Below are 12,786 nucleotides of genomic sequence, written 5' to 3'. Positions count from 1 at the left end.
TGCGGTCTACAAAAGATTTCAAAGAACTATTTTTTTATTTAAGTGCCCACTAATGTATTTAAATAACAAAAATCCCATGCAACGATTTACCTTATCCAATCAATTGCCTCCATATATTGTGTTCCGGGAAGGAATTCGTCGTGCGCCCGACCGTGGATTCAGCCTAACAACCGGCCAGACAAAAATAGCTTTGAAGAACGCCCTGCGTTATATTCCCCCGGAATTACATGAACGGCTGGCTCCCGAATTTCTGGAAGAACTGAAAACGCGCGGCAGGATCTACGGTTACCGTTATCGCCCTGAAGGAGACCTGAAAGCCAGACCTATCGACCAGTATGAAGGTAAATGCGTGGAAGGAAAAGCTTTTCAGGTGATGATCGATAATAATCTCTGTTTCGATATCGCGCTCTATCCCTATGAACTGGTCACGTACGGTGAAACCGGTCAGGTATGCCAGAACTGGATGCAGTACCGGCTGATCAAAATGTATCTGGAAGAACTGACGCAGGAGCAGACATTAGTGGTCGAGAGCGGGCATCCGGTGGGGCTGTTCAAGTCGAAGCCGGATGCACCCAGAGTGATCATTACCAATTCGATGATGGTCGGTATGTTCGATAATCTGGCGGATTGGGAGGTTGCTGCGCAGATGGGAGTGGCCAACTACGGACAGATGACTGCCGGCGGATGGATGTATATCGGCCCTCAGGGTATCGTCCATGGCACATTCAATACGCTGTTGAACGCGGGTCGGTTGAAATTAGGCATTCCACAGGACGGCGATCTGCGGGGACGCCTGTTTGTTTCCTCCGGACTGGGCGGGATGAGCGGTGCACAACCCAAAGCAGCCGATATTGCAGGCGCGGTTTCCCTTATTGCCGAGGTGGACGCGTCGCGTATTGAAACACGTTATTCGCAAGGATGGATACAGCGTGTAACAGGGAATTTGAAGGAAGCGTTCCGTTGGGCCCATGAAGCACGAAATCACAAAGAGCCATTTTCCATCGCTTATCACGGAAATATTGTCGATCTGCTAGAGTATGCTGAATTATATAATATCCATATAGAGTTGTTAAGTGACCAGACTTCCTGTCACGAACCCTATACCGGAGGTTATTGTCCCGTCGGTATCACTTTTGAGGAGCGTACCCGCCTGTTGCACGAAGACCGGTCTAAATTCAGGGAACTTGTAGATACATCGCTCCGACGCCATTTTAATGTGATACGGAAATTGGTGGACAGGGGCACTTATTTCTTTGATTATGGGAATTCTTTTATGAAAGCGGTTTACGATGCCGGAGTAAAAGAAATTTCCAGGAATGGCAGGGATGAAAAAGATGGTTTTATCTGGCCTTCGTATGTGGAGGATATTATGGGGCCCGAACTGTTCGACTACGGTTATGGTCCTTTCCGTTGGGTCTGCCTGAGCGGAAAACAGGAAGATCTGGCCAGGACCGACCGGGCGGCGATGGAATGCATCGACCCGAACCGTTGTGGGCAGGATCGCGATAACTGGATATGGATCCGTGACGCGGAGAAAAACCGTCTGGTAGTCGGCACACAAGCCCGCATTCTCTATCAGGATGCGGAAGGACGGTTGAAAATCGCATTGAAGTTCAACGAGATGGTGCGTAACCGTGAAATCGGTCCCGTGATGCTGGGACGTGATCACCATGATGTAAGTGGTACTGATTCTCCATTCAGGGAGACTGCTAATATCAAGGACGGCAGTAACGTGATGGCCGATATGGCAGTCCAGTGCTTTGCCGGCAATGCTGCCCGGGGCATGAGCCTGGTGGCGCTACATAATGGTGGGGGTGTGGGTATCGGGAAGGCTGTCAACGGGGGCTTCGGTATGGTATGCGACGGCAGCGAGCGGGTAGATGAGATCCTGCGCTCGGCCATGCTGTGGGATGTGATGGGAGGTGTGGCACGCCGTTCATGGGCGCGTAACCCCAACGCGATTAGTACCGTGAAGGCGTTCAACTGCTCACATGAAGAAGGCTATCACATCACCGAACCTTATCTGGCGGATGATGAGATACTGAATGATATCATTTTTTAATAACGCGTGGAAATACGTAAAATTATCACTACATTTGCCTAGGCTTGATTGAAAATAAAATCAGACCAATATAGAGAAGAAAACAATTCAGATCAGTACCAAATTATGAACAAAATCATGGAGTGTGTTCCCAATTTCAGTGAGGGACGCGACAAACACAAAATTGAAAAAATAGCGGATGCATTCCGGGGTAAAGAAGGAGTCAAACTATTGGATTACAGTGGTGATGCGGATCATAACCGGTCGGTGATCACCGTTGCAGGCGAACCGGAAGCCTTGAAAAATGCGGTGATCGAAGCGATAGGAAAGGCGGTAGAGTTGATCGACCTTACTCAACACCACGGACAGCACCCCCGCATGGGAGCGGTGGATGTAGTGCCGTTCATCCCGATTAAAAATGTGACGATGGAAGAGGCAGTAGTCCTGTCGAAAGAGGTAGCGGAAACGGTGGGAGAGAGATTCGGCTTTCCTGTCTACCTCTACGAGAGATCGGCCTCGGCAATACATCGCGAAAATCTCTCCGCCGTGCGCAAAGGTGAATTTGAAGGATTGTCCGATAAGATGAAACAGCCGGAATGGAAACCCGATTTCGGTCCTTCGGAACCGCATCCCACGGCCGGAGCTGTTGCCGTGGGCGCACGCATGCCGCTGGTGGCTTACAATGTGAATCTGGGGACTAATAACTTAGAGATCGCGACGGCCATCAGCAAAAAAGTGCGTCATGTCGGCGGAGGCTTGCGGTTTTGCAAAGCGATGGGCGTGGCGCTGGAAGATCGCGGCATCACACAGGTATCGATGAACCTGACCGACTACACCAAAACGGCTATCTACCGGGCTCATGAACTGGTACGTATCGAAGCGCAACGCTATGGAGTACCTGTAGTGGGCGCCGAAGTGATCGGCCTCATACCGATGGAAGCATTGGTCGATACAGCCGCTTACTATCTGGGGCTGGAAAATTTCTCCGTCAGCCAGGTGCTCGAAGCACGGTTAATGGAATAACACGGATTGCGGACTTCGTCTCAATATATTTAATACGGGGTCCTTTTTGATGACAACTATCCTTTATTGGAATAGAGAGGATTATGAAGAAAATAATAACGAACAGATAAATACCGATTAAAATGAAAACAGTATTACCATTCATGTTTATTTCGATTGTTTTGTTGCAATTTTCCTGTAATAAAGAAAATGATGAATTGAAATCTTTAAATGGTGTGTGGGTGCATACGGACACAAAAACAGACACCATAGATTTTAATACCAAGATGTTTACCTCTAAGAGAACGTTCGAACTAAAAAGAGGAAAAGAAATCCGAGACGATCACGAACTACCTAAAATGGGAAGCGGCTTTTATTTATATGAAATCAAAGGAGACAGTATCTATCTGCGGGATATAATATCAAGTTATGGCGGGGCTTTATCCTATTATTTCAAGATGGATCCGGATCGCAGATCGTTTGAAATAGCGAGTTTTGCTCCATTCACCGGAGGGTTGATGGTTAATGAATTTAAGAGAATCGATAAAACGAGCAGGTGAACCATTCTCAAACAAGAATATGATTAAACGCGAGTTCCATACACCGAAATAAAAAAGATAAAATAATCGTATGAATAACCTGATCATAAAAAATGCAGCCCAGGTGGTTACTTGCAGCGGTTTTACGGGAAAGCGCGGAAAAGAGATGGGCGACCTGCATGTGATTGAAAACGGAACGGTGATCGTGACCGGCAGTATCATATCTCATGTGCTTCGTCCCGGTGAAGAGATTCCTGTAAGCGAGCCGGACTATACCGTGATCGACGCCACTGGCAAGGCGTTGCTCCCCGGGTTTGTCGATCCGCATACCCATTTCGTGTTCGGTGGATACAGGGAGGAGGAGTTTTCCTGGCGGATGCGTGGTGATAGCTATATGGATATTATGAACCGGGGTGGGGGTATTGTGAATACGGCCCGTGCCACGCGGGAAGCGACGGAAGAGGAGTTGATGGATTCAGGCCGGCAGCGGCTCGATGCCATGATACGGCTCGGCATCACCACAATGGAAGGAAAAAGCGGGTACGGGCTCGACAGGGAAACCGAACTGAAGCAGCTCCGCGTGATGCGTCGTCTCAACGGAACCCATCCGGTGGATATCATACCTACCTTTATGGGAGCACATGCTGTACCGGAGGAATGGAAAGGCAAAGAGGATGAATTTATAGATTTCAATATCTGTGAGATGTTCCCGCTGGTGGCACGGGAGCAATTGGCAGAAGCGGTCGATATATTCTGTGAGAAAGGAGTTTTCTCCGTAGAACAGTCGCGCCGTTACCTGATGGCTGCACGGGAGCGTGGTTTTCTGCTGAAGATGCACGCCGACGAGATAGTACCTTTGGGTGGCGCTGAGCTTGCTGCGGAACTGCATTGCGTTTCTGCCGATCATCTCTTGCAGGCATCGGACGAAGGGATCCAAGCCATGGCTGAAGCGGGCGTAGTGGCCACACTACTACCTCTCACCGCCTTTTCGTTGCGGGAAAAATATGCCCGGGGCCGGGAGATGATCGATGCTGACTGCATGGTGGCACTGGCTACCGACCTCAACCCGGGAAGTTCGTTCACCGCCTCGGTACCGCTACTCTTCGCTATCGCCTGCATCTATATGCAGCTTTCGCCCGAAGAGGCACTCACGGCTTTTACTATCAACAGCGCGGCCGCCATCAACCGGGCTGACCGTATCGGCAGCATCGATGTGGGCAAGCAGGGCGATCTGGTATTGCTACAATTCCCTTCCTATAAATTCCTGCCCTACCATGTGGGAATGAATATCGTGGAGACGGTAATAAAACGGGGGAAGATTATCTTTTCAATGTGCTAATTTACTAATGTGCCAATGTGCTAATTCATTCATCACTTTTAACTTTTCACTATTAATTTTCAACTTTCAATTTATGAAACTACAGGATTTAACTTTAAAACAATTTATAGAAAAGACCGCAGGAAACGGAGCTATTCCGGGTGGTGGCAGTTCCTCGGCACTGAATGCCGCTATCGCTTCTGCACTCACGGAGATGATGGCCAATCTTACCGTGGGTAAGAAAAACTATGCCGACGAGGAAGAGCAAATGAAAAAGATCGCGGAGGAGATGGGGGAGAGTAGAATGCAATTCATCAACGATATCGACCGTGATGCTGATGCATACAGTTCGGTCATGGAGGCATACAGACTGCCCAAAGAGACGGACGAACAAAAAGCCGTGCGCAGCGAAAAAATTCAGGAAGCGATGAAGGGCGCCTCGCTCGTCCCGATGGATGTGGCGGAACGCGCATACAAAATGTTCGATACCATTATCGAAACAGTGCGGAAGGGAAACAAGAATGCAGTGACCGACGGGATGGTCGGCCTGATGGCGTGCCGCACCGCCATTATGGGTGCGCTCCTCAACGTCCGTATAAACCTGAGTGGCATCCATGACCCATTTTTCGTTGAAGAGTTAAAAGATAAATGTGACCGGATCGAAAAAGAAATCCTGACCAGGGAAAACCAAATGATTGAATGGGTGAAATCGGTAATCTAATCATATGAAAAATATCTATTATATCGGAGAAGGAGAACTCACCCTGGATGACCTGAAATGGATCATTACCGAGAATATTAAGGTGGAACTGGCGTCCGAAGCCAAAGAGCGGATACAGAAATGCCGTGATTACCTCGATAAGAAAATGGAAAGCCAGACCGAACCGATCTACGGCATCACTACGGGATTTGGCTCTCTGTACGACCGTACTATTCCCAATGACGATCTGAGCACATTGCAGGAGAACTTAGTGAAATCACATGCCTGCAGCGTGGGTGAAGAGGTGGCGCCGTTGATCGTCAAGCTGATGTTCCTGTTGAAGGCGTACGCCCTTTCGCTGGGTTACAGCGGGGTACAGGTGGTGACGGTGCAGCGGATGCTCGACCTGTTCAATAACGATATCCTTCCCATCGTGTACGACAAAGGTTCGCTGGGCGCTTCCGGCGACCTGGCGCCGCTAGCCAATCTCTTCCTGCCACTGATCGGGGTGGGTGATGTTTTTTACAAGGGAAAGAAACAGGATATCGGCGTGGTGCTCGATGAATTTGGATGGAAACCGATCCGGTTGAAGAGCAAAGAGGGACTGGCGCTGTTGAACGGCACGCAGTTTATGTCGGCCTACGGTGTTTATGCCATTATGAAGGCGGAACGTCTTTCAAAACGGGCTGACCTGATTGCCGCCATGTCGCTCGATGCTTACGACGGCCATATCGAACCGTTCGAAGAGAAACTGCAACTCATCCGTCCCCATCCCGGGCAGATAGAGACAGGCAGCAATATACACAGGTTCCTGGAGGGGAGTAAGATCCTCTCAGGAAAAAAGAAACACCTGCAGGATCCGTATTCTTTCCGCTGTGTGCCGCAGGTACATGGTGCGACCAAAGATGCTATCCGTTATGTGAAATCGGTGGTGGTGACTGAGATTAATTCGGTGACCGACAATCCCACTATTTTCCCGGATGACGATAAGATCATTTCGGGAGGAAATTTCCACGGGCAACCTCTTGCGGTGGCTTTCGATTTTCTGGCCATCGCCCTGGCGGAACTGGGGAATATCTCCGAACGGCGTACCGCCCAGCTTATTCTCGGCAAACGGGAACTGCCGGAATTTTTAGTAGCCAATCCGGGCCTCAACTCCGGCTTTATGATCCCCCAGTATGTAGCGGCATCGGTGGTAAGCCAGAACAAGATGTATTGTGTTCCGGCAAGTACCGATTCCATTGTCTCTTCCAACGGACAGGAAGATCATGTGAGTATGGGCGCCACCTCCGCCGTCAAACTGCTCAAGGTAATGGATAATCTCGATATTATCCTTTCCATCGAACTGATGAATGCGGCGCAGGCTATGGAATTCAGGCGGCCCCTTAAATCGTCGCCGCTTATCGAAAAGATACTGAAAGCTTATCGAAAAGAAGTTCCTTTTATTGATGAGGACATTGTGATGTATAAAGAAATACGAAAAACCACCTCATTTCTGAACCGGTTGGAGGTGGATGATATTTAATGTCAATGTGCCGGATAAAAAACAGGCATTAGTTTTCCCGTATAAATGATGAAGATTAACTATATTTGCGCATTCAAAAATAGAGATTGAAAAATAAAACTGAAAACATGGTAGAGAAAATCAGACAATCGCTCAGGGATTCTGCAGCGGCAAGGTGGTCCGCACTTTTCATTGTTTCCTTCACAATGATGTGCGGATATTTTTTAACGGATATCATGGCGCCGCTGGCTGGCCTGCTGGAGGCGCAGCTCGGATGGAGCCGGGCCGAGTACGGTACATTTACCAGTTCATACGGATGGTTTAACATCTTCCTGCTGATGCTTATTTTAGGAGGGATCATCCTCGATAAACTGGGAGTCCGGCTCACAGGTGTGGGAGCTGCCTCGGTGATGGTTATCGGAACGGCGCTCAAATATTGGGCTGTATCTACGGAGTCGTTGCAAGGAATGACCCTGTTCGGGCTGGATGCCCAGGTTTTCTGGGCCAGTATCGGCTTTGCCATCTTTGCCGTAGGAGTGGAAGTGGCCGGTATCACCGTGTCGAAGATCATCGTGAAATGGTTCAAGGGGAAAGAGTTGGCTACCGCCATGGGAATGCAGGTGGCCATGGCCCGCATCGGTACCGCGCTCGCGTTGGGATTCTCTGTGCCGATTGCCAAAGCGGCGGGTGTTATCGATGTTTCCCGTCCGGTATTAGTGGCGCTGATTGGCCTCTGTATCGGGTTAATCGCTTTCTTCGCCTATATGGTGATGGACAGGAAACTGGATGCGTCGGAAGCTGCGGATGCTGCTGAAGAGAAGAATCCGGAAGAGGAATTCAAAATATCGGATATCGGGAAAATATTAAATAACAGAGGATGGTGGTATATCGCCATTTTGTGCGTTTTGTTCTATTCCGCAGTTTTTCCCTTCCTGAAATATGCGACCGACCTGATGGTAAATAAATTCGGCGTGGCAGAAGACCTGGCGGGAATGATACCAATGTTGTTGCCCTTTGGGAATATCCTGCTAACACCCTTGTTCGGAGGAATTTACGATAAAAAAGGGAAAGGGGCTACCATTATGATTATCGGCTCATTGCTGCTGATATTAGTACATGCATTCTTCTCTATACCGGGTCTGAATAGCTGGATCTTCGCGTTGGTGCTTGTGGTGATCCTGGGGATCGCTTTTTCTCTGGTACCCTCGGCCATGTGGCCCTCAGTGCCTAAAATCATTCCCGAGAAACGGCTGGGTACCGCTTATTCCCTTATCTTCTGGGTGCAGAACTGGGGATTGGCGGGAGTACCTTTATTGATCGGTTGGGTGCTCGAAAAATATTGTATTACCGGACAGACCGTTCGCGACGGACTTACCGTGAATACTTATGACTATACATTGCCGATGATGATCTTTACCGGTTTTGGCGTACTGGCGCTGATTGTTGCCTTCTTATTGAAAGCGGAAGACAAACGGAAAGGATACGGACTGGAATCACCCAATATTCAGGACTAGTGTAGTGTAAGGTGCAAAAGTGATTCGGTGGTGAGGTATTAAAATTGCAATTCGAACGGCTGCCACTACGATTTATCCGATCGGTGGCAGCCGTTGATCCGTTAAAAAAATGAGCAGAGGCAATGAGGCCGCCTGTTGGAAGGGTAGAATTAAACTCATTAATGGGTAATACTCGATGAGGATACAAGTTTCACATCGGCATACTGCCATGCTTGATCAAAATCAGATTTAACGGATTGTGCTTCAGTATTTTTATTCTGTGATAGTAACGAATTATACAGTCCTATCAATGCCCAACCATTTTTTTTCCATATTTCCAGATCTTTGCGATAGACTTTTTCTGCCTCTTTATATTTTCCGGCTTTGAGAAGCACTGCCCCTAAATGGTGCCTGACAGAGAAAAACCAATCGGGAGGCTCATTATAATTGAGGTTATCTTCCATTTGCACTGCTTCTTTGAGCAAAGAAACAGAGGCATCAAATTGATTTTGTCTGGCGGCTATCTCGCCTGACAACACTTTCACGGCAATTTGTACAAGGTCTGTCGTAGTATTGATACCCCAAACCGTTATCTGTTCCAAAGAAGTATCCGCTGCAAATATTTCCAGCGTGTCTAATTCCTTTTGTGCATTCGGCAAATCATTTGTGCCCAAATAGGCCATACCCCGCGCATAATGCCAGATAGCCTGAGGATATAGAAGGTCTTTTTCAGGCTGGGGCAGGGAGAAGATAGTGTCCCACATCGCAAATTTTACGGCAATGTAATAGGGTATGATATAATAATGCTGTAATGTACCCCATCCCGGCTGATTCATAATATCCGTAGCCGTATGTTCCTGTACTTTTCCCGCGGCCTTCCATGCTAATTGAGAGTTGCCTTCAAGTGCAGCGGTTGCTGCCAGAAAGTGGTAATTATGCGGATAAAGGGTGAGCGGATAAACGCCTTGTGCATGACAGGCAGTAGTGTATAAGCTATCCACCTCTACAGCCCGCAGATTGGCGAGTGTGCCGAGATGATAGTCGCCGGTATTAATGTAAATATGAGAAGGCATATGGACTAAGTGTCCTGCCCCGGGAACCAGTGTATCCAGTAATTGTGCGCTTGGCAGCGCTTTTTCGGGGGTAGAAGAGGATTCCAGTGCATGAATATAGAAGTGATGCGCTCCCGGATGCATCGGATGGGTTTGTATCAGGTGTTCCAATACGGCAATCAGCTCCGGGGTCCAGGCTTTAGGCTTTTTGGTTTGCTTTTCATATAAATCCCAGGGATGCAGATCCATCAATGATTCGGCGTAAAGAGCTCCGATGTCAGGGTCGGTGGAATATTGGTCATAGACTTTTTTCATCGCTGCCGCATAAGCAATATCCAAATAGGCTCTGTCGTCAGGGGCTTTTGCTTCGTATCGGGTTGTCAAAGCATTAATCAGGGAGATCTCCATGGGGGTGCAATTTTTGGAGAGGGATAAAGCTTTAAGTGTGGCATCATAAGCAGGTTGATAATTTTCTCCTTCCATTGCGGCGTTATAGTTGGGGCCCAGGACATAGGCGTAACCCCAATATGCCATGGCACAGGTTGAGTCTAACCGGCTTACTTCGTAAAATGATCTTGCTGCTTCTGCGTGATTGAATCCATAAGACAGCATCATTCCCTGGTTAAAATAGGCCTGTGCTTCCTCGCTGGCAGTCGATATTTTGAAATCGATACCTTCTAATCCTTTAAACATTGGCGCTTTTTTGCCTGAGGTGTACCATTCATCATCGGTTGTTTGGGTGCTATGACAACCAGTCATTACGGAAGTTTTTTCTTTTACCTCCTTCTTGCTATTACACGAAAGGAAGAGTAAAACCGAAAGCAAGGGGAATAAAAATCTGATCATAACATTCAGTTTGAATGATTAACAATAATTTATGGACAATTGTTTGCCGAACCATCAGGTTTTATTGTAGTTACGATCCCTTTTAGTTGTCGATGGATCATTATTGGGACAGTTCAATGTGTAAAGTTACCTTTCAGTTTGTTTCGACCATGATGGAGAGCCGGGCGCGGCTGGTTCCATGACACCTGACCCATCCGCTGAAGTGAGTTTCGTGATGTCGGTCGCCATGTTCGGGTAATTGACCCGCGATTCTGATTCAAGGGCGATCCTCCTATACGAAGGTGGTTAAATGGCCCGTAAAGGATTGGATTATGACCTAAACAATTCTCGGCGCGAATTTATCCGCCTGGTAGAAGCCGTACAGCACTTGGAGAAGTGAGCTGTAAAAGAGGTGTTTGTAGAAGTTTCCATAAAAGCAAGTGTGATTATTTTGTTCAACAATAATGAATTTCATACGTTAATATGGGGTACCCTCGATTAATTCAAATTGGGTGTATTTTTTGTAAAAAAAGAAGATTATGAAACGTATTACGAACATCAGAAGAGACAGAGGGACTGTTTTAAAAGCGATTTCCATATCGTTTTGTATGTCTTTGTTTGTAACACATACAGAGGCGCGGCAACACACCCCTTATACCTTCGCAGAACAGGATACGACGGCTTATTTCGTGGATGTTACTTCGTTTCATCTCCCCCAGGATCCGGAGCTGCATGCACTAGACGCAGTATTTACAGACGTGGATCACGATGGCGACCCGGATATATTGATCGGCGTAGAGTATGGCGAGAATCGTCTCTACCTGAACGATGGCAATGGAAGGTTCACCTGGAAGAAGGGTGCTTTTGGTCCTTCTGCCCACGATACCGAGCACGTGTTGAGTGCCGATTTCAATGTCGATGGGCATCCCGATGTCATTTTCGTGGCGGAGGACGATCAGACACATCAATTATTCCTTGGCGGGCCGGAAGGGGAATTCACGGAGGTGAGCGAGCGGCTGCCCGGGAAAAGCGAAGGCAATGCCCTTGCCATAGGGGATGTCAATGGTGATGGGTTGATAGATATCGTGATCGGCAACTCCGGTGGGCAGCGGTCCGATGCTACAGGACATGCTCCGGCGCAGGATTTCCTTTGGCTCAATGATCCGGAGCGCCCGGGCTATTTTATCGACGTTGTCGCTACGCACATGCCCGCGGACAATGACGATACACAAGATATAGCTTTGGTGGACCTGAATGGCGACGGCCATCTCGATATGGTGATTGCCAACGAAAATCAGTCAAATCGTCTGTTGCTGAACAATGGAAGCGGACATTTCACGGATGCCTCGGAGCGACTGGAACTTCTTGTGCCCATGGAAACGAGGCAGGTGCATGTCCTTGACGCCAATGGCGATGGTAAGCCCGACCTGCTATTCCTGAATCTGACCAGCAATAATTCCGGATGGGACAAGGATCCCCGGGCCAGATTACTTATTAACGACGGGAATGGCTTTTTCAAGGATCAGACTGAGGAGCGATTGCCGGAAAACAGGTTCTCAACGTATGCCGGCACGATCGTGGATTTCAACGACGATGGGCATCCCGATATTTTAATGGGTGCGTTACAGATTCCGGGATTCAATCCCCTGCAACTCCGTGCCTATCAAAATGACGGTAACGGGTATTTCAAAGACGTCACCCCGGAAGTAGTTCCCGGTGTTACGGTAGGCCGCCATTGGGGGATGGCTGTGGGAGATCTCAACGGGGATGGCAAAGACGATATTTTCATTGGTGCCTGGGGCACGCAAGCCCGCTTATTATTGGGGCAATAGAGTATAAATCGGAGAGGACAGGGAAGAGTTTGCCCAGTTTTATCAGGGAATAAGCCAGGCCGCATAGATGTGGCTTGCCAACCCGAAGAGTACAAACACATGAAAAACTGCATGTACAAACTCTTTTTTGGCCGTGGCGTAGATAACGGCGCCCACAATATAAAAAACTCCTCCGATAATTAGCCAGTAAACTGCTTCCATCGAGTTTTTTGCGACGGATACATCTATTAAAGGTTCAAATGCAATCAGCACAATAAGCCCCATTGCAACGTATGAAATCGTTTTCAAATGGCTGTTTCTCCTGAGGGGCCTGAAACTGAGGCCAATCCCTGTGAGGGCAATCAACCACACCAGCGAAAACAAGAGCCAGCCCCAGAATTGCTCTTCGCGCAACAGTATGAGGGTGAAAGGGGAGTAGCTTGCCGCGATAAGCAGGTAGATGCTGGCGTGGTCGAAATGGCGTAGTTTCGCTTTTTGCAC

10 protein-coding genes are annotated in these 12,786 nt (G+C 48.3%); 8 read left to right on the top strand and 2 right to left on the bottom strand.

Features of this window, described 5'->3' with window-relative positions; translation table 11 throughout:
- Positions 1-76: 76 nt before the first annotated feature.
- From Q0502_RS08845 to Q0502_RS08815, 7 genes are all read left to right on the top strand, one after another.
- Positions 77-2,062, top strand: a complete 1,986-nt coding sequence (locus Q0502_RS08845; RefSeq protein ID WP_298649750.1) for a urocanate hydratase — start codon at positions 77-79, stop codon at positions 2,060-2,062.
- Between the two features lie 105 nt (positions 2,063-2,167).
- Positions 2,168-3,064 (top strand): glutamate formimidoyltransferase, encoded by an 897-nt coding sequence (ftcD, locus tag Q0502_RS08840; RefSeq protein ID WP_298649748.1) that lies wholly within the window; start codon positions 2,168-2,170, stop codon positions 3,062-3,064.
- A gap of 122 nt (positions 3,065-3,186) precedes the next feature.
- Entirely contained in the window at positions 3,187-3,603 is a 417-nt protein-coding gene (locus tag Q0502_RS08835) for a hypothetical protein (RefSeq protein WP_298649746.1), read from the top strand.
- A gap of 70 nt (positions 3,604-3,673) precedes the next feature.
- A complete protein-coding gene (hutI, locus tag Q0502_RS08830) occupies positions 3,674-4,921 on the top strand; it encodes an imidazolonepropionase (protein ID WP_298649745.1) in 1,248 nt (415 codons plus the stop codon).
- Positions 4,922-4,994: 73 nt separating this feature from the next.
- Positions 4,995-5,621, top strand: coding sequence for a cyclodeaminase/cyclohydrolase family protein (locus tag Q0502_RS08825; protein ID WP_298649743.1), 627 nt, complete (start codon positions 4,995-4,997; stop codon positions 5,619-5,621).
- Positions 5,622-5,625: 4 nt separating this feature from the next.
- Positions 5,626-7,125, top strand: a complete 1,500-nt coding sequence (gene hutH, locus Q0502_RS08820; RefSeq protein ID WP_298649741.1) for a histidine ammonia-lyase — start codon at positions 5,626-5,628, stop codon at positions 7,123-7,125.
- A gap of 107 nt (positions 7,126-7,232) precedes the next feature.
- On the top strand, positions 7,233-8,618 hold the full coding sequence (locus tag Q0502_RS08815; RefSeq protein WP_298649739.1) for an MFS transporter: 1,386 nt from the start codon (positions 7,233-7,235) through the stop codon (positions 8,616-8,618).
- 158 nt (positions 8,619-8,776) lie between these two features.
- Here Q0502_RS08815 and Q0502_RS08810 read toward each other — a convergent pair whose 3' ends face one another.
- Positions 8,777-10,408, bottom strand: a complete 1,632-nt coding sequence (locus tag Q0502_RS08810; protein ID WP_298649738.1) for a tetratricopeptide repeat protein — start codon at positions 10,406-10,408, stop codon at positions 8,777-8,779.
- Between the two features lie 605 nt (positions 10,409-11,013).
- Here Q0502_RS08810 and Q0502_RS08805 point away from each other — a divergent pair.
- Positions 11,014-12,306, top strand: a complete 1,293-nt coding sequence (locus Q0502_RS08805; RefSeq protein ID WP_298649736.1) for a VCBS repeat-containing protein — start codon at positions 11,014-11,016, stop codon at positions 12,304-12,306.
- A gap of 42 nt (positions 12,307-12,348) precedes the next feature.
- Here the strand turns inward: Q0502_RS08805 and Q0502_RS08800 are convergent.
- Positions 12,349-12,786, bottom strand: a 438-nt coding sequence (locus Q0502_RS08800) for a hemolysin III family protein (RefSeq protein ID WP_298649735.1), incomplete at its 5' end; no start/stop codon positions are given.

Origin of the sequence: uncultured Proteiniphilum sp. (assembly GCF_937873925.1) — a bacterium.
In the GTDB taxonomy this organism is placed as follows: domain Bacteria; phylum Bacteroidota; class Bacteroidia; order Bacteroidales; family Dysgonomonadaceae; genus Proteiniphilum.
Note: the sequence above shows the minus strand (reverse complement) of the source record. Positions and strands in the feature narration are given on the sequence as shown.

Excerpts from the sequence above, each read along its gene's own strand:
- Q0502_RS08845 (WP_298649750.1), top strand. The coding sequence starts at position 77 with ATGCAACGATTTACCTTATCCAATCAATTGCCTCCATATATTGTGTTC.
- ftcD (WP_298649748.1), top strand. The coding sequence starts at position 2,168 with ATGAACAAAATCATGGAGTGTGTTCCCAATTTCAGTGAGGGACGCGAC.
- Q0502_RS08835 (WP_298649746.1), top strand. The coding sequence starts at position 3,187 with ATGAAAACAGTATTACCATTCATGTTTATTTCGATTGTTTTGTTGCAA.
- hutI (WP_298649745.1), top strand. The coding sequence starts at position 3,674 with ATGAATAACCTGATCATAAAAAATGCAGCCCAGGTGGTTACTTGCAGC.
- Q0502_RS08825 (WP_298649743.1), top strand. The coding sequence starts at position 4,995 with ATGAAACTACAGGATTTAACTTTAAAACAATTTATAGAAAAGACCGCA.
- hutH (WP_298649741.1), top strand. The coding sequence starts at position 5,626 with ATGAAAAATATCTATTATATCGGAGAAGGAGAACTCACCCTGGATGAC.
- Q0502_RS08815 (WP_298649739.1), top strand. The coding sequence starts at position 7,233 with ATGGTAGAGAAAATCAGACAATCGCTCAGGGATTCTGCAGCGGCAAGG.
- Q0502_RS08810 (WP_298649738.1), bottom strand. The coding sequence starts at position 10,408 with ATGACTGGTTGTCATAGCACCCAAACAACCGATGATGAATGGTACACC.
- Q0502_RS08805 (WP_298649736.1), top strand. The coding sequence starts at position 11,014 with ATGAAACGTATTACGAACATCAGAAGAGACAGAGGGACTGTTTTAAAA.